The sequence below is a fragment of the Nocardia rhamnosiphila NBRC 108938 genome (genome assembly GCF_000720425.1).
Taxonomy (GTDB): Bacteria; Actinomycetota; Actinomycetes; order Mycobacteriales; family Mycobacteriaceae; genus Nocardia; species Nocardia rhamnosiphila.
This window is the reverse complement of record NZ_JOAJ01000016.1, coordinates 28,539-52,287: the sequence shown is the minus strand read 5'-3', so window position 1 is coordinate 52,287 and position 23,749 is coordinate 28,539. Positions and strand designations below refer to the sequence as shown.

Sequence of the window (23,749 nt, the reverse complement as noted above, 5' to 3'; positions counted from 1 at the left end):
GCATGGACCCACCACCGGCGGAGCCGGTGATATCCCTCCTCAGCGCCAGCGGAGAACGGACAATTCGGAGATAGCCGGCCGCCGTCCCACATTCGCGCGGGGCCGCACGACAACAGCGGGGCCGGGTGTCGAAAACGTTCGGACGCAGCCGGACTCGATGCTCCCGGTGTCTCGTTCACGCCATGGCGACAACCGTCGGACGAAAGATCGCTCGGCGCCGCGTCCGCGGCGTGGTCGAGCGGTGAACCGATACGCGGTCAGCGTGTCAGAGCACCGGGAGTTCGGTGTTCGCGCCGCACAGCACAACCACCGGCCGCTCGCCCTCCCGCGGTACATAGGCACCGCTGAGAATCGCGGCCAGGGCCACCGCGCCGGAGAGTTCGACGACGATCCGGAACTCCCGCCACAGATAGTCCCGGGCGTCGGTGATCGCGTCATCGGTCACCAGCGCGGACCGCACACCGTAGCGCCGGGTCACATCGAGAGCGATCTCGCCGATCCGCGAGGCGCCCAGGGCATCGGCGGTGATACTGGACACCTCCACATCGACCGGCTTTCCGGCGGCCAGCGCGGAATTCAGCGTCGGGATCCCCTCGGGTTCGACGCCCACGATCTCGCGGCGGCGCCCGCCGGCGGCGGCGATCCCGCCGATCAACCCTCCGCCGCCGACCGCGACCAGAATCGGCGGCCGCCCGCGGACCTGCTCCTCGATCTCCAGTTCGATCACTCCGGCCCCGGCCACCACCGCGGGCAGATCGTAGGCGTGCAACTGCAACGCCCCGCGCTCGGCGGTGATCTCGCAGGCGTGCTCATAGGCCTCGGCGTAGGTGGTTCCGTGCCAGCGCACCTCGGCACCGTGCGACCACATGGCGGCGACCTTGGTGTGCGGTGCCGATTCCGGGACCACCACCGTGCAGGTCTTGCCCATCCCGGCCGCCGCCAGCGCCGCGGCGATCCCCGCGTTACCGCCCGAAGCGATCACCACATGCTCGGGACACACTCGTTCCGACAACAGCGCGTTATAACTGCCGCGCACCTTGAATGTGCCACCGTGCTGCAGATACTCGAGCTTCAGGGTGACCGGGACAGGGCCGCCGGGCCCCGGTACGGCGGTGTGGAAGACCGGGGTCTTGCGAATGCGCCCGGTCAGTCGCCGACGCGCCGCCCGCACATCCGACCGGTAGATACGCCGGAGCGGTGGCACAGGTGTCAGCGGGATTCTCTGCTCGGTCATCTACCTACTTGCCCGATCTCGCTTGGCCAATTGGGCGAACATGGCATTGTGCGCGGCGAGTTCCGCGTCGTCGTCGCGTTCCGCGGCGCGGTCGGTGCGCCGGGCCAGCCGCGCGTCGCTGCGCGACCACTGGATCAGCAGCGCCAGCATGACCACGACCAGCGGTACCTCACCGGTGGCCCACGCCAGACTGCCTCCGGTGCGCTGATCACCCAGTAGATCGATGGGCCAGCCCAGGTCGAGGCTCCGATAGAACCAGCCGGCCAGCACCGTGCTCATTCCCATCAACACGACCCCGAAGAAGGCGTGGAAGGGCAGCGAACCGAACACCATGGCCAATCTGGTCAGCGGCTCCACCCGGCGCGGTTTCGGGTCTATCCCGATCACCACCCAGTAGAAGAGATAGCCACTGAGCAGGAAATGCAGGTTCATCAGCAGATGCGCGGTATGGGAATCGGCGTAGGCATCGAAGATCCCGCCCAGGTAGAGCGCATAGAAACCGGCCACGAAGAGCACCGAGGCCACGATCGGCTGAGTGAGGAACCGGGAGACCGGGTTGTGTACGGCCGCCAGAATCCATTCCCGGGGGCCCGGGACGCCGTCCCGCCCGGCCGGCGGCAGCGCGCGCAACGCGAGCGTCACCACGCCACCCAGGGCCAGCAGGATCGGGGTCAGCATCGACAGCGCCATATGGGCGCCCATGTGCACGCTGAACATGGCGGGCGCGTAGCGGCCGACCCCCGACGAGGTCGTGAACAGCAGCACCGCGCAGCCGAGCAGCCAGGCGAGGGTCCGGCCGACCGGCCACACGTCACCACGCGCCCGCAACCGCCGGACGCCCAGCAGATAGAGCACCGCCAGCACGATGGCGAGCGTGCCGAAGATCAGGTCGAAACGCCAGTCGAAGAGCAGCCGCGCCACCGTGGGCGGGCCGTCCAGGTTGTAGCCGAGCTCGACCTCCATCGGGGTCGGCACGCTGGTCGGCGCCGGCGGCGGAGTCCGGCCCAGCCCCACCGCCAGGCCCATGGTCGCGGCGAAGACGAGCAGTTCCACACTCGCGAAGCGGGCGAGCGCGCGCCGGTCGTCCGGGTCGGCGGCCAGTGCCGGAAGCGCCGCGCGCCGCTGGAACCAGCCGAAGACGCCGAGAATCACCAGTGCGGCGGCCTTGGCCAGCACCAACCGGCCGTAGGTGCTGGTGAACAGCTCGTCCCAGGGCACCCGCACCCACGAGTTGGCCAGGCCGCTGACGGCCAGCACCACGAAGGACACCAGGGCCACCGCGGAGAAACGCCGGGCGGCCAGGGCCGTATGGGTACCGTCCCGCAACGCGTGAACCAGCAGCGCGCCGAGACCGCCGACCCAGACCGCCGCGGCGATCAGATGCAGGATCAAACTGTTGGTGGCCACATCGTGGGCACCACCGGACGCGGAATGCCCGGTCAGCGCCAGCGGCATCATCACCGCGACCGACGCGCCGAACAGCACCGGCGTCCATCCCCAGCGCAGGGCCAGCCGGCAGCCGATCGCCAGCAGCAGAGCGCCGATCGCGGTGAGCCGCCAGGTACCGGCGAGTTCGATCTCGTCGGCGACCCCCCACAGATCCTGGGGTGCCAAGATCTCGGTGACCGGCCGGCCGGTGCTGTCGGAGACGGTCAGCGGTACCAGCAGCGCGGCGCTCACCGCCCAGGCCACCGCCAGGCCCGAGGCCCGCCGCACCGCGCGGTAACCCCCAGTGTCGAGTAGACCGCCACGCTGCGGCGGCACCAGAAAAGCCGCGAAGAGCAGCGACCCCACTGTGAAGGCCGCGAAGAGATCGGCCAGCGCCCGGAGCGCGGGCAGACCGTAGGTGGTCAGCGGACCAGGATCGGGAATACCCAGCAGACTCAGCGCTTGGGCGGCCGACAAGCCCACCACCAGCATCGATACCAACGCGGCGAGTGCCGCGGCGAACACTGTCAGCACCGCCGGAACGACCGCCGAGCCACTGGGCCGACCGGCCTTCGTAGCGGGTTCGGCGGCGGGAGCCTGGGCTGACGACATAGCTTCGAGAGTAGTTCGACGGGCACCGTTCGGCCCGCCGGGGCTGTTTCCGGGCAGCCCAAATCAGACGATCCGGTCGATCGCTACACTTTTCAGCTGGACAGCGCGGCCGTTGTCCGCCATGGTGGAACCACTGCCTCCGTAGCTCAGTTGGATAGAGCAAGGGCCTTCTAATCCCTAGGTCGCAGGTTCGATTCCTGCCGGGGGCGCTCCACCCACCCGACTGAGCTGTTCGGGCCAGTCGGAGTGGGTGTACCCCCTCCGTCACGCCCCAAACACCCGATCCCGGTCAGCGAACCTCCGCATTCGCCCCGGCCCTGCGCGGGCTGTGGGCGGGCTACGCCCGGCAGCGCCCTCTAGGGTGTCGGGAATGGGTTTGCCTTCGCCTACCGCCGAGAGCCGCGCCGTGGTGACCGGCGCTTCGTCCGGAATCGGAACCGCACTGGCCGCCGAACTGGCCCGCCGGGGTCATTCGCTCATCCTGGTCGCGCGCCGCGGCGAGCTCCTCGACGACCTGGCCGGTCGGCTGACCAGGGAGCACGGCATCACCGCCGAAGTCCGCGCCGTCGATCTCGCCGACCGGGCGCAGCGGGCTCCGCTCACCGAGGAACTCGCGGGCCGGGATATCTCGATCCTGTGTAACAACGCGGGTATCGCGACGTTCGGGCCCCTGTCCGCCCTCGATCCCGCCTACGAACGCGATCAGCTGGAGTTGAACGCCGTCGCCGTGCACGACCTGACCCTGGCCGTGCTTCCCGCGATGCTGGCCCGCCGGGCCGGGGGCATCCTGGTGAGCGGTTCGGCGGCCGGGAACATGCCCATCCCCAACAACGCCACCTACGCGGCGAGCAAAGCCTTCGCCAACACCTTCGCCGAATCCCTGCGGGGCGAGCTGAAAGGTTCCGGGGTGCACATCACCCTGCTCGCCCCGGGCCCGGTGCGTACCGAGATCCCCGATCCCGCCGACGCCTCCCTGGTCGACCGCATGGTCCCGGATTTCCTGTGGGTGTCATCGGAGTACACGGCCCGGATCTCGATCGACGCGCTGGCCCGCAACAAGATGCGGGTGGTGCCCGGCCTGATCGGGAAGGGTATGAGCGCTGCCGGCAACTACGGGCCCAGAGCGGTCACCGCCCCGATCGCGGGCGCGTTCTACAAGAAGCTCGGCGGCTGACCGGGGGCCGGTCCCGGAGACTTCCCACACGGAGAGGGCGGTGATTGCGCTCGGCGGGTGGCGGCGCTGATTAGGGTGGTGCGGGTGTCGGACAAATTAGTGGTGTGGATGGATTGTGAGATGACCGGGCTCGACCTGGTCACCGACAAACTGATCGAGGTGGCCGCCCTGGTGACCGACAGCGATCTGAATGTTCTCGGTGACGGGGTGGATATCGTCATCCACGCCGACGACGAGGCGCTCGCGGCGATGCCCGAGGTGGTCGCCGAGATGCACGCCCGGTCCGGCCTGACCGAAGAGGTGCGGCGCTCCACGGTCACCCTCGCCGAGGCCGAGCGGCAGGTCCTCGATTATGTGAAGCAGTACGCACCCACCGCCCGGGTGGTGCCCCTGGCCGGTAACTCCATCGCCACCGATCGTGGTTTCATCGCCCGGGACATGCCGGAGCTGGACGCGCACCTGCACTACCGGATGATCGACGTCAGCTCGATCAAGGAACTGTGCCGCCGCTGGTACCCGCGGATCTATTTCGGCCAGCCCGAGAAAGGTCTGGCCCATCGCGCGCTCGCCGATATCCAGGAATCGATCCGGGAACTCGAGTACTACCGGCGCACCGCCTTCGTCCCCGCGCCGGGCCCCTCGACGGCGGAGATCTCCGCGATCGCCGCCGAGGTCAGTGCCGGTACCACGGGCGGAACCGGCGGCGGCGCGCCCGGCCGGGTCTAGAGCCCGGCGACCGGCACACCGATAACCGATTGGCTTGCGGAGGGGTAGACGCGCTACTATCTAGGCCGCCGGTGCAAATCGGCGATGGTGAGTGTAGTTCAGTTGGTAGAGCACCAGGTTGTGATCCTGGCTGTCGCGGGTTCGAGTCCCGTCACTCACCCTGGAAAGCCCGAGGGCCCATTGGGTCCTCGGGCTTTTTCGTTCGGCCCACAGCGGTCTCAGGCCTCGGGTTTGCTCGTATCGACCGCAGGTGGGGGCGCCACCTCGTCACGGGCGCCCTGATCCAGGCGGAAGGGCGGGTACTCGTCGCGGAGGAGCGAGCCGTAGGCCTGCACCCGCAGCATCCACCGGTTGATTCCCATCACGAAATCGAACAGCCCCTGGGAGTAGCGTGCCGCGAACAGCAGCCCGACCAGGGCGACGAAGGTCAGTACGCCGATCAACGGGATTCCCGCGGCACTGGCCGTGGTCTCGGCGTCGTCGAAGTCGACCAGCCAGGCCGCCCCGGTCATACCGCCGATGATCAGGTAGTGCGGGATGGCCAGCAGCCACCATTTCACCAGTACCAGCCCGCGATGCAGGGTCGGCGGATAGTCGATGTCCAGATCCGCCGCGTAGTCGTCGTCGCGGGACAGGGAGAACGGCGGGTATCTATCGGTACCGGCGGGCGTCCAGGCGTAGAAGCTGCCCCGCCACGACCACCGCATGACCCCGACGCTGTAGTCGAACAGGGCGCGCGGGTACCTGCCGGTGAACAGGATCGCGAAGAACGCGATCACGGTGACCACGGCATAACCGATGTGCAGGAAGAACAGAACTATGTAATGCGGAATGGCGAGAAGCCATTTCACGATCCACATCCAGCGCGACAGCGCGGGGTCCAGATCGCCGCGGACTCGGACCGGGTAACCGGCGGGAGCAGGCATTGTGATCAACGCTCCTTCGAGGGTGCTGGCCCGGCCGACCCAACCGGCTCGGCCGCCCCTCAATTGTGAGCTATCACACACGTTTTCGTATTCATCCCACCGTACCGACACGGCATCGAGATCAACCGGCCGCTCGACCGGCCGCCCCTGCCGTACCCGGCTTACCTGGCCGGCGTCTTCTCGAACGTGTCCAGCGCGGCCACGCGCGGCAGCGCGCCCGGATGCTGATTGTTCAGCCAGCTGATCAGTTCCTCGCGGACGGCGCAGCGCAGCGACCACACCGCGTCCGAATCACGCCCGGTCATCGAGGCCCGGACCTCGATACCGGTGGGGGTGCTGTCGGTGACCAGGAGGTTCCAGCTGCGGCCGTCCCAATCGGGATGCTCGCTCAGGTATTCGTAGAGATGCTCCCGGAGCTCGGCAACCGGGGCGCTGTGGTCCAGGTAGAGGAATACGGTGCCGGTCATCTGCGGGCCGCCGCGCGACCAGTTCTCGTACGGTTTGCTGTTGAAGTACGAGACCGGCATGGTGAGCCGGCGGTCGTCCCAGATCCGGACGGTGAGGAAGGACAGGGTGATCTCCTCGACGGTGCCCATCTCGCCCTCGACGACGACCGTGTCGCCGATCTTCACCGAATCACCGAACGCGATCTGCAGGCCCGCCATGAGGTTGCTGAGCGTGGATTGGGCCGCCACACCGGCGATGATGCCGATGATGCCGGCGGAGGCGAGCAGCGAGGTGCCCAGAACGCGCAGTCCGGGGAACATGACCAGCATGGCGATCGCCGCCGTCGCGACCGCGAGCAGCGCGGTCGTGATCCGGCGGATCAGGGTGAACTGGGTGTTCAGCTGACGTACCCGGCGCGGGTCGCGGGCCCGGCGGGAGTAGCTGTTCAGCAGCCCGTCGGCCACCGCGTCGACTATCCGGACCACCAGCCAGACCGCCGACATGGTGACCATGGAGGCCAGGACACTGAGGATCACCGTGTCCTGGCGCAGATGCAGCTCGGCCAGCGGATAGGTGATCCGCAGCGCGGCGAAGCCCAGGAACAACTGCAGCGGTAATTGGATCCGTCGCAGCAGACCGGGAATCGCGGTCTTGGGATGCCGGGCCGACCAGTATCGCAGGCCGCGGTCGATCGCCCAGCCGAGGGCGATCGTCACGGCCAGCGTGCCCCCGAATACGATCAGCAGCCGTATCACGTTCTCCACTGCGCCCACTCCTTGTTACCCATCGCTCGTTCAGATCCCCCGAACAAGGCTACAGTTCGATAACGGCGGATCACCACCAGTCACGGGGATCTCACGGCGGGCCGTGATCTATTGCGGCGCATTCCCCTGCGAGTACAGCCGGATCTCGCCCGCGTCCCCGAGGAACGCGTTCACCAGCATCACCTGGTCGGCCCGGAGTTCGGCCGGGTCGGGCGCGGTGGTGGTGATGGAGATCTGCGGGATGGCCGCCCAGTTCACGACATAGCGTTCCGGCGGCCCATCGTCGTCGGACAACCGTGCCAGCCGGAATACCGAGACGGTTTTGCGCTCCATCAGGTCGCGCACCATCTCCGCGATCCGCTCGGGATCCTCCAGCGCGAACAGGAAACCGAAGGTCAGTTCCGGGGAGGAGATATAGGCGGGCACGAGCCGAGGTTAGCCCATGGGTAACCGCTCGGTGTGACTTGTCCCACCGAGCGGTTCTGCGGATTCGATCAGAAGCGTTTGCCGGAGGGGTCGGGCTCGGCGTCGACGATATCGGCGTCCAGAACGACGCCGGTCTCCCGAGCCGGTGCGGTACCGGCCCCGTCCCGGCTCTCCCCCGGCGCACGCAGGTCGTCGTCCCCTCGCCCCTCGGCCGCGGCATCACGCCGGGCCGCGGCGGCGGCCTCGTTCATCTCGATGGCGTCGGTGATCCATTCCCCGATCTCCCGGGTCACCTCCGAGACCGTGCCGGTGATGATGCTCGCGATATTGCCGACCCGGCGCGCCCCCGACGTGGTGAGTTCCTGGATGAGATCCTTGTTGGCCTCGAATTTGCCGATCATCACACGCCCGCTTCGGTAGGACTCTGCTGACGCATCACGATAACACCGGAGGTGGGCTGTTTCCGCAGCGCAGCGGGCAGGAAGCGGGCGATCCTGGACTCCGTCAACCGCGGCGGCAGCGCCAGTTGGAAGATCTTGGCCCACACCGAACCGATCTGCTTGCCCAGCGGCCCGGTGTTGTAGGGGAGCCCGAACTTCTCGCACAGTGCGCGCACCTCCGGCGCGATCTCCGGATACCGGTTGGCCGGTAGATCCGGGAACAGGTGGTGCTCGATCTGGTGCGACAGATTGCCGGACATGATGTGGAACAGCGGGCTGCCGGAGATATTGGCCGAGCCGAGCATCTGCCGGACATACCATTCGCCGCGGGACTCCTCGGCGGTCTCCTCCTCGGTGAAGGTCTGCACACCGGACGGGAAGTGCCCGCAGAAGATGATCGAGTACGCCCACAGGTTGCGCACCAGGTTCGCCGTAGCGTTTCCGGCGAGCGTGGACAGGAACAGCGGACCGGTCAGCAGCGGGAAGGCCACATAGTCCTTGAGGACCTGCCGGCCCGATTTACGGAGCTGCCCCTTGATCAGCGGTTTGAGGTCGGACCAGCTGCGCTTGCCCTTGACGATGTTGTCCGCCTCGAGGTCGTGCAGCATCACGCCCCATTCGAAGAAGACCATCAGCAGGAACGCGTAGAGCGGGTTGCCCAGGTAGTACGGGTGCCAGTCCTGCCCCTCGTCGATCCGCAGCACGCCGTAGCCGATATCACGGTCACGACCGTGGATATTGGTGTAGGTGTGGTGCATGTAGTTGTGTGAATGCTTCCACTGGTCCGCCGGGCAGACGGTATCCCATTCGAAGACCCGCGAGTTCAGGCCCGGCTCACGCATCCAGTCGTACTGGCCGTGCATGACGTTGTGGCCGATCTCCATATTGTCGAGGATCTTCGACACGCTGAGCGCGGCCACGCCGGCCAGCCAGAACGGAGGCAGGAAGCCCAGGTACATCAGGCCGCGCCCGGCGATCTCGAATCCGCGCTGCGCCTTGATGATGTCGTAGATGTACTGGCGGTCGCGTTCGCCCAGATCGGCGACGATCCGGTCACGCAGCTCGTCGAGCGTGCGGCCGATCTCCTCGACCTGGTCGGGCGAGAGGACCAGCGGTCCGTCCTTGGTCTCGGTGAGGATGGTCATCTGTTTCTCCCCTTCGTCTCAGATGTCAGATTTCGATGTCCACGTCGCCGACGGCGGCCTGGACGCAGAGTTGGATCGGCTGGTCGGGATCGGATTCGAGCTCCCCGGTGCGCAGGTTGCGGGTGCATCCGCTGCGCCGGACCGAGGTGCAGGAGAAGCAGATCCCCATTCGGCAGCCGAATTCCGGGCTCAGGCCGGCGCCCTCGGCCTGCTCCAGCAATGACGACCCGGTGTTCTCGGCAGTGACCCCGCTGGCGGAAAAGGTGGTGGCCCCCGCGACATCCGCGCTGTCCACCGGCGCGGTGGTGGCCACGAACTCTTCGGTGTGCAGGCGTTCACTCAGCTCCGTGGCCGCGTAGACCTCGCGAACCGAGTCCATCAGCGGCGGCGGACCACACAGGTAGGTCTGCGCGTCGGCGAACCACGGCGCCACCCGCACGAGTTCGTCGCGGTCGAATCCGCGGCCGTCCTGTTCCGGATACCGCAGCTCGACCGCGATATTCGGATGGGCGGCAGCGATTTCGGCGAGTTCGCCGCGATGGGGCACCAGTTCCGGCGATCGCGCGTAGTGCAGGAAGACCACCTCGCCGGAGTATCGCTCGTCGACGAGGGTGCGCAGCATGGACAGCACCGGCGTGATCCCGCTACCGCCGCTGATCAGCAGCACTCGCTCGGGCCGCCGGTCCGGGAGGTGGAAGACCCCGGACGCCGGTTCCAGATCCACGATCATGCCGGGGCGCGCGTGTTCGTGCAGGTAGCGCGATACCAGCCCGTGCGGGTGCACCCGGAGGGTGAGGTCGAGACGGCGGCGGCGATCGTGCTGGGAGTTCACCGGCGAATAGCAGCGCAGGTGCCGTACTCCGTCGATCACCACACCCAGCTGCAGGAACTGACCGGCCCGTAGGCCGTCCCACTGCCGGGTCGGGCGCAGGGCCAGCGAGATCGTCCCCGGCACCGAGCGGTCCACAGCGACGATGCGGGCCCGCATATCGCGGACGGTCAGCATCGGGCGTACCAGTTCCAGGTACCGGTCCACCGGATGCGGAGTGGTCAGGGTCTGCACCAGATCGAGGAGGGCCACCATGGGAGTTCTCCGTCCCTGTCTGTCGGTCACGTCACGAGGTCGAACTACTTTCGGTGTACGTCTGTACACTCAACTAGTGTGCCGGATACCCCGCTGCAACTGTCAACCAGGAATCGGTGTGACGCGGACGACAAGAAAGAGATAAGGGAATGGTGAACGTCTGTATGCTCACTGAAATGACCGATCAGGGAGCGAGCCGCGTCGAGCGCAAAGAGCGCACCCGGCAGGCCCTACTCGTCGGCACGCTGGCACTGGCCGCGGAACGCGGTTTCGGGGCGCTGAGCCTGCGCGAGATCGCCCGCTCGGCCGGTATCGTCCCCACCGCCTTCTATCGGCATTTCGACTCCCTGGAGGACCTCGGCGCCACCCTGGTGGACGAGGGTGTACAAGCGCTACGCCTGGCGCTGCGGCAGCTACGCCGCACCCCCGATGCCCGGCTCTCGGAAACGGTGCGGTTCGTCTTCGGTGAAGTCGCCCAGAAGCGAGAGCTGTACGGCTTCCTGATCCGGGAGCAGCGCGGCGGCAGCCCGGCGCTGCGGTCGGCCATCGCACTCGAATTACAACTGATCGTGCGCGAGCTGGTGGCGGACCTGTCCCGCGTCCCGGCCCTGGACGACTGGTCGCCGGGTGATCTGGAGGTCGCCGCCGACCTGCTGGTGTCGACCGTGATCGACGGGATCGCCGACTATGTGGTCGCCACCGCGCGCGCGGAACAACCGGTGATCGACCGCACCATCCAGCAGATCCGGCTCATCGCCCTCGGTATGGGCGCCTGGAAACCCTGAGCGCGCGCCCGCCGGGCCGGCCGTCAGGCGACAGGTGTCTGCGCCGGCTCTTTGCTGCCCGAGGCGTCCGGCGCCGGTACGAACAGCAGGGCGGCGAGCCCGGCGCCCAGCACCACCAGCAGGCCGCCGATACCGGCCCGATCCGCGCCGAAACCCCAGACGAACAGGCCGAACAGGGTGGGTGCGAGGAACGAGGCGGCCCGCCCGGTCGTGGTGTAGAGGCCGAACAGCTGCCCCTCCCGCCCGGGTGGTGTCAGCCGGGCGAGGAAGGACCGCGCCGACGCCTGCGCCGGGCCGACGAAGAGGGTCAGCGCCAGGCCGAAGATCCAGAACATCACGGAGCCCGACACCACCAGCAGCACCGCACCGCACACCACCGCGGACAGTAGCGATACCGCGATCACCCGTTTCGGCCCGACCGTATCGTCGAACCGGCCGGCCACGACCGCCCCGAGCGCCGCGACGACATTGGCCGCGATACCGAAGAGCAGCACATCGGACTCACTGATCCCGTAGACCTGCACGGCCAGCACCGCGCCGAACGCGAAGACACCGGCCAGGCCGTCCCGGAAGATCGCGCTGGCCAGCAGAAACCAGATGACGGTGCGATCGAGAGCCCACAGTTCTTTCAGGTCGCGCCACAGCACCCGGTAGGAGCCGAGCAATCCCGCGCTCGCCGCCCCGGGATCGGCACGGGTGCGCGGCACCTCCGGCACCGCGAACAGCACCGGCAGCGCGAACACACCGAACCAGACGGCGGCGAGCAGGACGACGAGCCGGATGTTCAGCCCGTCCTCGGTGCTCACGCCGAGCAGCCCTCGTTCCGGGCCGTCGCCGGCAATGAACCCGAAATAGCAGATCAGCAGCAGGAAGATGCCCCCGAAGTAACCCATGGCCCAGCCGAATCCGGACACTCGGCCCAGCGTCGACGGGGTGGACACCTGGCGCAGCATCGCGTTGTAGGGCACGGTCGCGAGCTCGAGGAACACCGACCCCAGCGCGAGCAACACCAGCCCGAGCCACAGGTAGGAGTACTGGTCCCGGACGAAGAACATCGCCGCCGTCAGGACCACGACGACGGCGGTCATGATGCCGAGCGAACGTTTGCGATTCGCGGTCGCGTCGAAACGCTGACCGGTGACCGGCGCCGTCAGCGCGACGACCAGTCCGGCGAATCCGAGCGCCCACCCCAGCCAGGCGCTGGCGGAGATATCCCCCGGCAGATCCTCCCCGACACTGTCGGTCAGGTACACCGCGAAGACGAAGGTGGTGATCACGGCGTTGAACGCGGCCGACCCCCAGTCCCACAGCCCCCATGCGACCACCTGCCCGCGCCCCACCCGCGCGTCCGCCTCGCTCATACCGCGCACCCTAATGGATCCACGGCGCACCGGCGGGGCTACCGCCGACGGGCCGCTGACCGGGCCGCAGCCACGGTCGAAATACGGCGAGATAGCGGGTTGATCACGTCTGGGTCCGTCGAATGTACGGGCGCGTAACGCAAACCCTATAGTCGGAGAATGTCTTTCGACTCGAAGTGCGCCATCAGGGACTCGAACCCCGAACCCGCTGATTAAGAGTCAGCTGCTCTGCCAATTGAGCTAATGGCGCGTGCTCCGCTGTGCGGTGCGGGACAGACATTAACAGGCTCGGGCCGCAGAAGTGAAATCGATATCCCGTCGGGCGGGTGTGAGCCGGCCGACACCGTAACGACCGGCGCCCGGAACCCTATGTGTAGGTGGGCCGTGCAGCCGGAAGTGATCGTGGCGGTTGGGATCACCTCGGCGCGGCTGGCAGAATGATGAACGTGGTCTCGACCGATCCCGCTGCCGTGGGTCGAGGTGAGCAGGTGATCGGTCGGATCCGAAGCCGTCGGTGCGTAGCGGGTGCGCCGAGACTTGAAACGGGGTTGATATGCATATTGGTGATCGGCGCAGGCCGGTCCGCTGGCTCTTCGGACCGCTGGTGCTCGTCGCGCTGGTCGTACTGGCGCTGACCGGTTGTTCCTCGTCGGGGGCGTCGGACGGAACCGTCGCCATCGACCGCAACCCCCTCACAGAGCTCATCAAGCCCAAGCTCGTGGCACCCGTCAAGGACGGGGACATCGGCGTCTCGCCGGCCGAGGGGATGAAGTTCGAGATCACCGACGGCCTGTTCACCGAAGTGGCCCTGCTCAACCCCGACGATCAGCCGGTGGCCGGGCAGCTGGCAGCCGACGGCCGCAGCTGGTCCACCACCGAACCGCTCGGGTACAGCAAGACCTACCGCCTGCAGGCCCGGGCCAACGGCCTGGGCGGCGCGTCGACCGCCGGTATGAGTTTCACCACAACCGCGCCCGGCAATGTCACCAAGCCGTACCTGGTGCCCGGCGAGGGTGAAGTGGTCGGCATCGGCCAGCCGGTGGCGGTCCAGTTCGACGAGAACATTCCCGATCGCAAGGCCGCGCAGGACGCCATCACCATCAAGACCGATCCGCCGGTCGAGGGCGCCTTCTACTGGGTGAACAACCGTGAGGTCCGGTGGCGGCCCGAGCATTTCTGGAACCCGGGCACCAAGGTGACGATCGATGTGAACGTCTACGGCAAGGACCTGGGCAACGGGCTCTACGGCCAAGACGACATCCACTCGAACTTCGTCATCGGCGACGCCGTCGTATTCAAGGCCGACGACAATACGAAGATGGTCACCGTCGAGAAGAACGGCCAGGTCGTCCGCACCATGCCGACCTCGATGGGTAAGGACGACACGCCCACCAACAACGGGGTGTACATCCTGGCGGACCGGCACGAGCACATCGTCATGGACTCCTCCACCTACGGTGTCGCGGTGAACTCGCCGGCCGGGTACCGCACCGACGTGGACTGGGCCACCCGGATGTCCTACAGCGGGATCTTCTTCCACTCGGCGCCGTGGTCGCTGGGTGCGCAGGGCAATACCAACACCAGCCACGGGTGCCTCAATCTCAGCCCCGAGGACGCCCAGTGGGTCTACAACACCGCCAAACGCGGCGATATCGCCATCGTGACGAACACGGTCGGTCCGGTCCTGCCCGGAACGGACGGGCTGGGCGACTGGAACATTCCGTGGCCGGAATGGAAAGCGGGCAACGCCGCGATGTGACGCTCGTAGGTGACGAGCCGGTGCCGGGCCCCGTCGGGGCCCGGCACCTCGCTTTTCAGCGGGCGGTTTCGTAGAGCCGCCGCACGATGTCCTCGATATCGGGCTCCTCGATCGAGAGGTCGCGCACCTCGGCCCGGGCCGACACCTCGGCCAGCAGCTGCGCGGCAGTGGTCGTCTCGGCGTCGAAGGCGAGCCGCTGCCGCATACCCTCCGCCTCGACCGAGACCAGTTCGGCACCCGCGAGGCCGTCGAGGGCCGGCGCGGGCGCGGCGAGGTCGACGACCAGCACCCGCTGCGCGCCCACCGTCGCCCCGAGACCGGGCAACGAGCCGTCGTAGGCCAATCGTCCGTGATCCACCACCAGCACCCGGTCGCAGAGGCGCTCGATATCGCCCATATCGTGGGTGGTCAGCACAAGGGTGGTGCCGTGTTCGGCGCGTTCGGCCCGCAGGAATTCGCGCAGGCGCTGTTTGGAGAGCACATCCAAGCCGATGGTGGGCTCGTCGAGAATGATCAACTCCGGGCAGTGCAGCAGCGCCGCCGCCACCTCGGCGCGCATCCGCTGTCCCAGCGACAACTGCCGGACCGGCGTGTCGAGCGTATCGGCCATTTCCAGCTGGTCGACCAGTTCCGCGGTGCGCGCCCGCCCGGCCGCGGGGTCGAGCCGATGGATCGCCGCCAGGATCGTGAACGATTCCCGCAGCGGCAGATCCCACCACAGCTGGGAACGCTGCCCGAAGACGACGCCGATCCGGCTCGCCAGCTCCCGGCGCTGCCGGATGGGTTCCAGACCGCAGGTGCGCACCGAACCGGAGGTCGGCACCAGGATGCCGGTGAGCATTTTGATCGTGGTCGACTTCCCGGCGCCATTGGCGCCGATATAGCCGACCGCCGCGCCGCGCTCGACCCGGAAGGTCATGGCGTCGACCGCGGTGACCACCTCGCGCCGCGACCGCAGACCCTTTCCGGTCCGGCGGGTGAAACACCTGGTCAGCCGGTCGACCTCAATGATCGTATCGTCATTTGTACCGTCGTATCCCAATCTCAGCCACCGCCGCTCTGATAGTGCCTCGTCCCGATCCGCCACATCACCCACGCCAGCACCCACACCCACGCCGCCGCGAGCGGTGCACACCAGGCGAGCCAGGACGGCATCCCGGCGGGGCCGGGAAGATCCAGTAGTGCCAGCGTCGGGAGGTAGGCGGTGAACGCCACCGGTATCGCGACGCAGAACAGCAATTTCAACGGTGTGGGGAAGATAGACGCGGGTTGCGTCGCCGCGAAGGATCCACCGTAGGTGAAACTGTTGGTCATTTCCGCCCCGTCGATGAGGAAGAACTGGCAACCCGCGGCCACCACGAACAGACCGCCGAACAGGACGGTGCCGCTCACGACCGTCAGCGCGATCAGCGCCACGGACCCGGCCGACCAATCGATCTCGTTGCGTACCAGTCCGACGGTCAGCACCACCAGCGCGACCGTGGCCCGGGCCAGACGGCGCAGGGAGAAATCGCTGGTGATCAATTGCAGCAGTACCGGCTGCGGGCGCAGATGGTAGATATCGAGCTGCCCGAGGCGGATGAGATTCGGCAGTTTGTCCAGGTGCCCGAACACCAGCTGGGCCAGCGCGAAGGCCAGATTGCTCAGACCGAACAGGAGCAGCGCGGCGTCCAGGTCCAGCCCGCCCAGCACCTTCGCCTGATGGAAGATCACCCATACCTCGGCGAATTCGGCCAGCCCGACCATGGTCGCCCCCGCCATATCGCTGGCGAAGGACAGCCGGTAGGTGCGCTGCGCGCGGATCCGGGAACGCAGCACCGCCGCATAGGGTGCGAATCGGTCGCCGGCGGGAACGCGCCGGCTCGCCGGCGGACGCACGGCGGTCTCAACCACCCTGCACCTCCAGTTTCCGCCGGCCCGCGGCCAGCAGGATCCGGCCCGCCGCCAGGACGACCAGTAGCCAGCAGAGCTGCGTGCCCACCAGCTGCGCCGCGTCCCAGCCCGCGACCCGGCCGGACAGCACATCCACCGGAACTTGCAGCATCGACGGGAACGGCGTGCACTCGGCGATACTGCGCAGCCAGTCCGGGAAGACGTGCACCGGGACGAACAGGCCGGCGAGGAACGGGCCGCCGACCTGATAGAGCGTCCGCAGCCCCCGGGTCTCCACGACCCAGAATCCGGCGGTGGTGAGCACGAACAGGGACAGGAACGAAAGGGCCGTGGCGAAAACGATACTGAGCAGCCCGAGTAGATAGGACTCGGGAGTGCTGGGGAACACCACCCCGAAGGTCAGCGCACCGACCAGCAGGCTCGGTATCCCGCGCGGGAGCAATGTGCACAGTGCCCGGCCGAGATCGGCGGCGAGATTACCCAGTTGCACATCGACCGGCCGCAGGAAATCGATCGCGATATCACCGGTGCGGATCCGTTCGGCCAGTTCCAGTTCGGCGGCCATGAACTGCAGCGCGCCGAGCAGCCCCTGGGAGATCCAGACGTAGGCACCGATACTGCCCGCGTCGTATCCGCCGAACCCACCGGTGGCGTCGATCGCGGCGACCATCACCGACGCGCGGACGAAACCGAATACACAGTTGGTGAACAACCCACCGAACATGGCCAGCTTGTACCGCCATTGCCGGCGGAACCCGGCTACCAGGAGCCGCCGGTAGACACCGGCCGTGCCCCGGAGATCGACCGCAGTGGCCGACACGGTCACCCCCTACTTCGCGCGGACACAAAGGCCGCCAGCCTACCGCGCCGCTCCGGGCCGGAAAAGCGATTATCGAGTGGCCCTCACAATCGCGCGGCCAGCCGGGTGCCCTGCTCGATGGCCCGTTTCGCGTCGAGCTCGGCGGCCAGTTCGGCGCCGCCGATCAGGTGCGTCGGCACACCCGCGGCGGTGAGTTCCGATTCGAGCTCACGCACCGATTCCTGGCCGGCGCAGATGATCACATTGTCGACCGGGATCGCCCGGGGCCGCTCCCGCTTCGGGCCGAAGCTGATGTGCAGCCCCTCGTCGTCGATCCGCTCGTAGTTCACCCCGCCGATCTGCTCGACTCCCTTGGCCTTCAGCGCCGCCCGATGGACCCAGCCGCTCGTTTTCCCGAGCCCTTTTCCGAAGGCCGTGTCCTTGCGTTGCAGCAGGACCACCTCGCGGGCCGCGGGCGCCGGGCGGGCGGCGCGCAACTGGCCGCGTAGTTGTTCGTCGTCGGTATCGACACCCCACTCCTCGCGCCACTCGTCCGGTTTCAGCGCCGGATGCCCGTCCACGACCAGGTATTCGCTCACATCGAAACCGATTCCACCGGCGCCGATCACCGCGACCCGCTTACCCACCGGTCTGCCTTCCCGCACCAGTTCCGCGTACGAGAGCACCATCGGATGGTCGACACCCGGGATATCGGGGATGCGCGGCCGGACCCCTGTCGCCAGGACGACCTCGTCGTACCGCCGGTCGATCAGTTCGGCCGCGGTGACACGGGTGTTCAGATGCACCTGTACACCGGTGAGATCCAATTTGCGGGTGAAATAGCGGATCGACTCGTCGAACTCCTCTTTGCCCGGAATCCGGCGCGCGATATCGAACTGCCCGCCGATCCGGTCGAGTGCCTCGAACAGATCCACCCGATGGCCGCGCTCGGCCAGATTCACCGCCGCCGAGAGCCCGGCCGGCCCGGCCCCGACCACCGCGATGCTCTTCACGCGCCGGGTCGGCAGCAGGGCGAGCTCGGTTTCCCGGCCGGCTCGCGGGTTCAGCAGGCACGACACCGTACGGTGCTGGAAGGCGTGATCGAGGCAGGCCTGGTTGCAGGCGATACAGGTATTGATCTCGTCGGTGCGGCCGGTGGCTGCCTTGTCGGCCCATTCCGGGTCGGCCAGCAGCGGCCTGGCCATGGAGATGAGCTGGGCGTCGCCGCGGGTCAGGATCTCCTCGGCGACCTCGGGCATATTGATGCGGTTCGAGGCGCAGACCGGGATCCCGACCGCCGCGGTGATCTTCGCGGTGAACTCGACGAAGGCCGCGCGTGGCACCGAGGTCACGATCGTGGGCACTCGCGCCTCGTGCCAGCCGATATCCGTGTTGAGAATATCGACGCCCGCACTCTCCAATTCCCGGGCGAGCGTGAGGATCTCATCGAATGTCTGCCCGTTCTCCACCAATTCCGCCATCGACAAACGGAATATGATCAGAAAATCGGCCCCGACCGCCGCACGGGTGCGCCGCACGATTTCCACCGCGAGCCGCCGGCGATTCTCGGCGGAGCCACCCCAGCGATCGGTTCGTTTATTCGTACGCGGCGCGAGGAATTGATTGATGAAATAACCCTCCCCACCCATGATTTCGATCCCGTCGTATCCCGCGAGACGGGCGAGTTCGGCGCACCGGGCGTAATCGTCGATGGTCCGCCGAATTCCACGGTCGGAAAGAGCGCGGGGGCGGAACGGATTGATCGGCGCCTTGATCGAGGAAGCGGACACGCTGCCGGGGACGTAGGCGTAGCGTCCGGCGTGCAGGATCTGCAGCGCGATCCTGCCGCCGGCCTCGTGCACCGCGCGCGTGATCGCCCGATGGCGGTAGGCCTCGGTCCGGTTGGTCAGTTTCGCGCCGAACGGCAGCAACCATCCGGTGCGATTGGGGGCGTAACCACCGGTGATGATCAGGCCGACCCCACCGCGGGCGCGTTCGGCGAAATAGGCGGCCAACCGGTTGGTATCCCAGGCCCGGTCTTCCAGACCGGTGTGCATGGACCCCATGACCACCCTGTTGCGCAGTGTGGTGTGCCCGACCTCGAGCGGGGTGAACAGCTGCGGATAACTCGGCGTCGAGTACATCGCGGGCTCTCTTTCCGATATCGGTCCGGCCCCGCGGCGACCCGGCCGCCGGGCCTCCATGACCTCATCACACCATTTCGCCGCGGCGCCGTTCCACCCCCGGAGCACACCACCGTGGGAAAGCCGGTCACCGACGGGGTCGGCACACCCCCGCGACACCCACACGACCACCCTGTTTTCCCATCACGGAACCATCACGAGCACCTGAATCCACCGTTACCGATCAGAAATTTTGTGGCCTGCGCCACAAGAGGTTTAGAACCATTTCCCCAGGTCGTCGCGAAGTTGCAACGCGTTCATTTCTCACTTCAAGATCGCACTCAAGATTTTCTCAGGCTCCGTTTACCTGCTGTTCACCTACTGTGACCATTCTGAGATCCGGTCATAAACGACCTGAAGTTCGGCTAGTCCGCGATGTTGTGGACAGAGGGTTGGAAACAACCGCGAAAACACGCCGGCGCGACAACCACAAACGGTATCGCGATAGTCGAACTCGAGTCCACTCGACTTCACCACAGTGTGGAGTTCCTGCGGGCGCGGCGGACCGGGAAACCACCCGGTAACCGCGATATGCGTCATCCGGACCCGGACCGCCCTGCGTTCGGTGTCACACAAAAGAACCCGACAACAGCACAGTCATGTTTTTCCGGTCGCGGGCCACCTGCCCGCACCGAAGATCCGTGCTGCCCGAACCGGGCCGGATCCCGAGACCGAACAAGGAACCGAATCCGATCATGCCTTCCCACAGTTTCACCAGCCTGCGCCGTCGTACCAAGCGTGAAGCCTTCGGCTTCGCCCTCGCCACGGCCGGCATCGTCGCCGTCACCGCCTCCTCCGCGGTCTCCATGGCCGACGACAGCTCCCCCAGCCGGGTTGCCATGGTCGCCGAGCAGGCGCCCGCCCCCGTGACCACCGAAGCGACCGCTATCGCCGCGCCCGCCGCCAAGGCCGAGATCATCCCGGCTCCGGCGCCCGCCCCCGAAGCGCTGGCCGCCCCGGCTCCGGCCCCCGCTCCCGAAGCGGCACCCGCGCCGGCACCCGCCCCGGTCTACCCCAACAACCTGGACGGCTGGATCCAGGAAGCCATGGACATCATGGCCGCGAACGGCATCCCCGGCAGCTTCGACGGCATCAAGCGCAACATCCTGCGGGAGTCCTCGGGCGACCCGGGCGCCATCAACCTGTGGGACTCCAACGCCATGATGGGCATCCCCTCCAAGGGCCTGCTCCAGGTGATCGACCCCACCTTCGCCGCGTACCACGTGCCCGGCACCCCGTTCGACGTATGGAACCCGGTCTCCAACATCGCGGCGGCCTGCAACTACGCCGCCCACCGGTACGGCTCCATGGACAACGTCAACAGCGCGTACTGAGTTGTCCGTCCCGCCTCCGGCGGGGCGGGGACGAGGCCCTCGTGATCCCGGCCACGGATGTACACCCGCCGCAGCAACGGTGAGGTGAACGGGTCCGGTACGGACCCGGAGAAAAATTCCATGATCGGCGGGGTGGCGCAACGGAGCGCCGGCCGCGGCGGATCCCCGGATGACGGGACCACGGTGAGGGTCCCGGACATTCCGGCCCGGGACAACGTTGTCCCAGGCCACGGCCGCTACCCCCGCAGATCGCCCGCACCGCGCAACGACGCACGGTCGCGGCGACCCGCCGAATCGGCGGGAACCACAATGAGGTGGGTGCGCGATGCCGTCCGATCCGGGCGGCATCGCGCATTTCCGTCTCGGGCCCCGGCCCCGCCGCGGGCGGTCGGAGGCGGAGGCGAAACCGTTCTCCAGGAACCGGATTCCGCGGACCTTCTACACTTGCTCATGGCCGATTACGCGCATTCCCCGGCCGCGGAGGCCGGCCGGGCCGCCAAAGCGCGGCAGCTGGCCGGCTATCTGTGGGACCGGGACATCTCGGGGTCCGAACTGCTCGGCATCTCCGCCGCGGTGCGGCGCAAGCTCGCCCGGGCGGCGGACACCAACCCACCCGGCACCGAGGAGACCTGGCGTTCGGTGGCGCGTCTGCTGGACGAGAAGGCCGCCTGGGCGGCGCGGCATCCCGGCCATCCGGCGGCCGCGCGGCACCATACCGACGAGAAGCTGCTCTGGGTGAAGCCACCGGTCACCCCCTGGTGATCACCGCCCCGCGCAGACGCCGCGGCCCACGCGACCGTGCAGGTCACGTGGGCCACGTGCCGGACGAGCCGATGGGAGCAGTGCACCGGCGCCCGGGTCTCACCACCAGCCGGTGGCCGTCCCGATCTGCCGCTCCAACTCCGGAGCCAGGGTCCGGGCATAACTCGCGCTGAGATGGTGCTCGTCGTGGTAGACGAGCACATTGCCCTCGACCACCCGGCAGATCTCGGGTCCGCACACCGAATCGGTGAGATCCAGCAGCCGCATATTCGGGAACGCCGCGGCATGCACCAGTGCCGGGTTGACCGGTGCCAGCGCGGTCGCACGCTGCATACCGCAGGTGGCGCTGTCACCCCCGGCGGCCAGGCAGTCCACAGCGCTGTAGCGGATACCGGTCGGGCTGCGCAGCCACGGGGTATCGCGGATGGCGAGCACGTTCAGATGGCGTTCGGCCAGCGCCGCCCACACATCCAGGTACTCGGCCGGGACCACATCGCCGCCGCTGGGCCAGATGGGCGCGGTGGCGGTGGTGAACACCCAATCCGGCGGGTCGGACGCGAGCAGATCGATCACCTGCCGGGACCAGTCGCGGCAATCGGAGATGTCCAGGCCGCGGTACTGGGCGTCGTCGCGGATGTTCAGCGAACAACCCATCTTCAGATAGACGACGACCTTGATGTCGTGCACCTGGGCCAACGCGTCCATGGCGGGCATCCAGTGCTCGGCGTGCGAGTTACCGACCATGGCGATGGTGCGCGACCCGTTGGGGTCGCCGTAGGTACAGGCCACGACCTCTTTGTTGAACCAGTCGGAGATGCAGCCGTCACGGGTGGGTGCCGGCAGATCGTTGGACGCCTCCAGGATGGACGGCCGCAGTTTCGCCACCGGGACCGCCGCCCCGGCGAACAGCGCCTCCGCACCCGGGTACTCGTTCACCGGTAGCGCTTCCACCGGTTCGGAGGGTGTGCGGGCCATCACCACCTGCCACGAGATACAGGAGCCGAGGACGAGCGCGCCCACCAGACTCACCGCCACGGCGGGGATACGACGCTGCCAGACCGGGGTCACCGTGGTCCGCCCGGAACGCAACCGCAGCGGCTCCTCGACGAATTTGTTGGTCAGCACCGCCAGCACCAGCGACGCCGAGATGACCAGCAGACCACCGCCGAGACCGGCATGCGGTTTCCCGGTCTGTACCAGGTAATAGATGAGCAGCGGCCAATGCCACAGGTACAACGAATAGGCGATCGAACCCAGTTCGACCATCGGGCGGGAGGCGAGCAGCCGGGAGACGACCGACCGCCAGCCGCTCTCGGTACGGACACCGGCGACGATCAGCGCCACCGCCGCGCCCACCGGGAACAGCGCGGCCGGCCCCGGGAACTGGCGGGCGCCGTCGAAGAGCACCCCGCAGACGAGAACCGCTGTGAGTCCGGCGGCGGCGACGAGCGTCAGCAGCACGCGCGCGGCCCGGCCTCCGGCGATCCGCACCCAGGGCAGCACGGCCGCCAGCAGCGCACCGGTCAGCAGCTCCCAGGCCCGGGCGCCGCTGTCGTAGTAGGTCCATTCCTGCGACCTGGTCATCCATACGGCGGCGTAGACGAAGGAGCCGGTACCGAGCACCAGCGCCAGCACCGCGATCGTCGGGCGCACCGCCGAGGCCCGGCCCAGCCGTACGCACACCCAGCCGATCACCGCCAGCAGCACCGCGATGGCGAGATAGAACTGGCCCTGTACCGCCATCGACCACATGTGCTGCAGCGGGCTGACCGAGGGGTCTGCGGCCAGATAGCTTTCGGAGGCCTGCGCCAGATACCAGTTCTGGTAGTAGAAGGCGGTGGCGATGGTCTGACCGGACATATTGCCCCAGGTGGAGTACGGCCGGTACAGCACCGTGACGACCGCCACCAAGGCCAGCACCACCATCAGGGCGGGGAGCAGCCGGCGCGCGGTACGCACCGCCGTCTGCCGCAGTCCCACCGCGCCGGTCCGTTCCACCTGGCGCAGCAGCATGCCGGTGTAGAAGAAGCCCGAGAGGACCAGGAAGATATCGACTCCGCCGGAGACCTTGCCGTACCACACGTGGAACGCGACGACCAGGGCGATCGCTATCCCGCGCAGGCCGTCCAGATCCAGCCGGTAATCGGCGGGGCGGGCCGCGGCGGCGGGAGGTGGCGCGGACGGGCCACCGGTGACGTCACTGTCCTTGATTCGCAACAACTGCTTTCTCCGACCTATCTCTTTCTCCGGCCGACCCGGGAGGAGTCGAGTAACAGCAGCGGAGTACGAGCCTCGGACATAGCAGAATCCCTATCACAGTGTGTCGTCCACGGCGAAACCTCCCCGTACGGCGCGAGAACTTCGCCACTGCGGCGCGGTACGCCACAGCATCCGGTGAGTACCCAACCCGGTGTCCGTTTTCCCCTGTCTTATCCAGGCCATACGAGTTGACAATCGACCCGCCCCT

General features: G+C 67.6%; 20 protein-coding genes and 3 tRNA genes. 8 read left to right on the top strand and 15 right to left on the bottom strand.

From position 1 onward, the window contains the following. Positions 1–265 precede the first annotated feature (265 nt). The gene (locus IG75_RS0134495; protein WP_030525552.1) at positions 266–1,234 is read right to left on the bottom strand and encodes a threonine/serine dehydratase; all 969 of its coding nucleotides are present in this window, start codon (positions 1,232–1,234) and stop codon (positions 266–268) included. Then, the gene (locus IG75_RS0134490; RefSeq protein WP_030525551.1) at positions 1,235–3,274 is read right to left on the bottom strand and encodes a bifunctional copper resistance protein CopD/cytochrome c oxidase assembly protein; all 2,040 of its coding nucleotides are present in this window, start codon (positions 3,272–3,274) and stop codon (positions 1,235–1,237) included. A gap of 135 nt (positions 3,275–3,409) precedes the next feature. Here IG75_RS0134490 and IG75_RS0134485 point away from each other — a divergent pair. The 4 genes from IG75_RS0134485 (at position 3,410) to IG75_RS0134470 (ending at position 5,334) form a co-directional block, all read left to right on the top strand. Continuing rightward, positions 3,410–3,483 (top strand) — tRNA-Arg (locus tag IG75_RS0134485). Between the two features lie 161 nt (positions 3,484–3,644). Next, positions 3,645–4,448, top strand: a complete 804-nt coding sequence (gene cmrA, locus IG75_RS0134480; RefSeq protein WP_030525550.1) for a mycolate reductase — start codon at positions 3,645–3,647, stop codon at positions 4,446–4,448. Positions 4,449–4,532: 84 nt separating this feature from the next. Beyond that, a complete protein-coding gene (gene orn / locus IG75_RS0134475) occupies positions 4,533–5,174 on the top strand; it encodes an oligoribonuclease (RefSeq protein ID WP_030525549.1) in 642 nt (213 codons plus the stop codon). Between the two features lie 87 nt (positions 5,175–5,261). Further along, positions 5,262–5,334 (top strand) — tRNA-His (locus IG75_RS0134470). Between the two features lie 58 nt (positions 5,335–5,392). Here IG75_RS0134470 and IG75_RS0134465 read toward each other — a convergent pair. The 6 genes from IG75_RS0134465 to IG75_RS0134440 all read right to left on the bottom strand — a co-directional run bounded on the left by IG75_RS0134465 (position 5,393) and on the right by IG75_RS0134440 (position 10,406). Next, a complete protein-coding gene (locus IG75_RS0134465; protein ID WP_030526095.1) occupies positions 5,393–6,100 on the bottom strand; it encodes a DUF4389 domain-containing protein in 708 nt (235 codons plus the stop codon). A gap of 161 nt (positions 6,101–6,261) precedes the next feature. Beyond that, complete coding sequence (locus tag IG75_RS0134460) at positions 6,262–7,311, bottom strand: mechanosensitive ion channel family protein (protein WP_036515955.1); 1,050 nt, start codon at positions 7,309–7,311, stop codon at positions 6,262–6,264. 108 nt (positions 7,312–7,419) lie between these two features. After that, positions 7,420–7,737, bottom strand: a complete 318-nt coding sequence (locus IG75_RS0134455; protein ID WP_030525546.1) for a hypothetical protein — start codon at positions 7,735–7,737, stop codon at positions 7,420–7,422. A gap of 68 nt (positions 7,738–7,805) precedes the next feature. Beyond that, positions 7,806–8,138 carry a hypothetical protein gene (locus tag IG75_RS38720; protein ID WP_081877344.1) on the bottom strand — a complete coding sequence of 111 codons (333 nt, stop codon included), beginning with the start codon at positions 8,136–8,138 and terminating at the stop codon, positions 7,806–7,808. Then, a complete protein-coding gene (locus IG75_RS0134445; RefSeq protein WP_030525544.1) occupies positions 8,138–9,322 on the bottom strand; it encodes a fatty acid desaturase family protein in 1,185 nt (394 codons plus the stop codon). The genes IG75_RS38720 and IG75_RS0134445 overlap by 1 nt, the downstream gene beginning before the upstream one ends. Positions 9,323–9,347: 25 nt before the next feature. Continuing rightward, positions 9,348–10,406: a ferredoxin reductase gene (locus IG75_RS0134440; RefSeq protein WP_030525543.1), complete on the bottom strand. Its 1,059-nt coding sequence runs from the start codon at positions 10,404–10,406 to the stop codon at positions 9,348–9,350. 176 nt (positions 10,407–10,582) lie between these two features. Between IG75_RS0134440 and IG75_RS0134435 the strand changes: the two genes are divergently transcribed. Next, positions 10,583–11,191, top strand: a complete 609-nt coding sequence (locus IG75_RS0134435) for a TetR family transcriptional regulator (RefSeq protein WP_245713453.1) — start codon at positions 10,583–10,585, stop codon at positions 11,189–11,191. A gap of 23 nt (positions 11,192–11,214) precedes the next feature. On the opposite strand, the gene IG75_RS0134430 is transcribed toward IG75_RS0134435, so the two are convergent. Both IG75_RS0134430 and IG75_RS0134425 read right to left on the bottom strand, forming a co-directional pair. Next, the gene (locus tag IG75_RS0134430; protein ID WP_030525541.1) at positions 11,215–12,552 is read right to left on the bottom strand and encodes an MFS transporter; all 1,338 of its coding nucleotides are present in this window, start codon (positions 12,550–12,552) and stop codon (positions 11,215–11,217) included. Between the two features lie 177 nt (positions 12,553–12,729). After that, a tRNA-Lys gene (locus tag IG75_RS0134425) sits at positions 12,730–12,802 on the bottom strand. A gap of 303 nt (positions 12,803–13,105) precedes the next feature. On the opposite strand from IG75_RS0134425, the gene IG75_RS0134420 reads away from it, so the two are divergent. After that, positions 13,106–14,311, top strand: a complete 1,206-nt coding sequence (locus tag IG75_RS0134420; RefSeq protein WP_030525540.1) for a L,D-transpeptidase — start codon at positions 13,106–13,108, stop codon at positions 14,309–14,311. 55 nt (positions 14,312–14,366) lie between these two features. On the opposite strand, the gene IG75_RS0134415 is transcribed toward IG75_RS0134420, so the two are convergent. The 4 genes from IG75_RS0134415 to IG75_RS0134400 all read right to left on the bottom strand — a co-directional run bounded on the left by IG75_RS0134415 (position 14,367) and on the right by IG75_RS0134400 (position 19,147). Beyond that, entirely contained in the window at positions 14,367–15,353 is a 987-nt protein-coding gene (locus IG75_RS0134415; protein WP_030525539.1) for an ABC transporter ATP-binding protein, read from the bottom strand. A 2-nt stretch (positions 15,354–15,355) separates the two neighbouring features. Next, positions 15,356–16,204, bottom strand: coding sequence for an ABC transporter permease (locus tag IG75_RS0134410; RefSeq protein ID WP_245713454.1), 849 nt, complete (start codon positions 16,202–16,204; stop codon positions 15,356–15,358). Continuing rightward, positions 16,197–17,024: an ABC transporter permease gene (locus IG75_RS0134405; RefSeq protein WP_030525537.1), complete on the bottom strand. Its 828-nt coding sequence runs from the start codon at positions 17,022–17,024 to the stop codon at positions 16,197–16,199. Before IG75_RS0134405 ends, IG75_RS0134410 begins: the two co-directional genes overlap by 8 nt. A gap of 83 nt (positions 17,025–17,107) precedes the next feature. Then, the gene (locus IG75_RS0134400; RefSeq protein WP_030525536.1) at positions 17,108–19,147 is read right to left on the bottom strand and encodes an NADPH-dependent 2,4-dienoyl-CoA reductase; all 2,040 of its coding nucleotides are present in this window, start codon (positions 19,145–19,147) and stop codon (positions 17,108–17,110) included. Positions 19,148–19,881: 734 nt separating this feature from the next. Here IG75_RS0134400 and IG75_RS0134395 point away from each other — a divergent pair. Further along, positions 19,882–20,520: a transglycosylase SLT domain-containing protein gene (locus IG75_RS0134395; protein ID WP_030525535.1), complete on the top strand. Its 639-nt coding sequence runs from the start codon at positions 19,882–19,884 to the stop codon at positions 20,518–20,520. Between the two features lie 450 nt (positions 20,521–20,970). Further along, positions 20,971–21,282 carry a hypothetical protein gene (locus IG75_RS0134390; protein ID WP_030525534.1) on the top strand — a complete coding sequence of 104 codons (312 nt, stop codon included), beginning with the start codon at positions 20,971–20,973 and terminating at the stop codon, positions 21,280–21,282. 99 nt (positions 21,283–21,381) lie between these two features. Here IG75_RS0134390 and IG75_RS0134385 read toward each other — a convergent pair whose 3' ends face one another. Next, a complete protein-coding gene (locus IG75_RS0134385) occupies positions 21,382–23,502 on the bottom strand; it encodes an acyltransferase family protein (protein WP_245713455.1) in 2,121 nt (706 codons plus the stop codon). Between the last annotated feature and the right edge of the window lie 247 nt (positions 23,503–23,749).

Bases quoted from the DNA above. Each gene is read 5' to 3' on its own strand.
- IG75_RS0134400 (WP_030525536.1), bottom strand. From the start codon at position 19,147: ATGTACTCGACGCCGAGTTATCCGCAGCTGTTCACCCCGCTCGAGGTC.
- IG75_RS0134465 (WP_030526095.1), bottom strand. From the start codon at position 6,100: ATGCCTGCTCCCGCCGGTTACCCGGTCCGAGTCCGCGGCGATCTGGAC.
- cmrA (WP_030525550.1), top strand. From the start codon at position 3,645: ATGGGTTTGCCTTCGCCTACCGCCGAGAGCCGCGCCGTGGTGACCGGC.
- IG75_RS0134390 (WP_030525534.1), top strand. From the start codon at position 20,971: ATGGCCGATTACGCGCATTCCCCGGCCGCGGAGGCCGGCCGGGCCGCC.
- IG75_RS0134395 (WP_030525535.1), top strand. From the start codon at position 19,882: ATGCCTTCCCACAGTTTCACCAGCCTGCGCCGTCGTACCAAGCGTGAA.
- IG75_RS0134430 (WP_030525541.1), bottom strand. From the start codon at position 12,552: ATGAGCGAGGCGGACGCGCGGGTGGGGCGCGGGCAGGTGGTCGCATGG.
- IG75_RS38720 (WP_081877344.1), bottom strand. From the start codon at position 8,138: ATGATCGGCAAATTCGAGGCCAACAAGGATCTCATCCAGGAACTCACC.
- IG75_RS0134495 (WP_030525552.1), bottom strand. From the start codon at position 1,234: ATGACCGAGCAGAGAATCCCGCTGACACCTGTGCCACCGCTCCGGCGT.
- IG75_RS0134490 (WP_030525551.1), bottom strand. From the start codon at position 3,274: ATGTCGTCAGCCCAGGCTCCCGCCGCCGAACCCGCTACGAAGGCCGGT.
- IG75_RS0134445 (WP_030525544.1), bottom strand. From the start codon at position 9,322: ATGACCATCCTCACCGAGACCAAGGACGGACCGCTGGTCCTCTCGCCC.
- IG75_RS0134435 (WP_245713453.1), top strand. From the start codon at position 10,583: ATGACCGATCAGGGAGCGAGCCGCGTCGAGCGCAAAGAGCGCACCCGG.
- IG75_RS0134420 (WP_030525540.1), top strand. From the start codon at position 13,106: ATGCATATTGGTGATCGGCGCAGGCCGGTCCGCTGGCTCTTCGGACCG.
- IG75_RS0134440 (WP_030525543.1), bottom strand. From the start codon at position 10,406: ATGGTGGCCCTCCTCGATCTGGTGCAGACCCTGACCACTCCGCATCCG.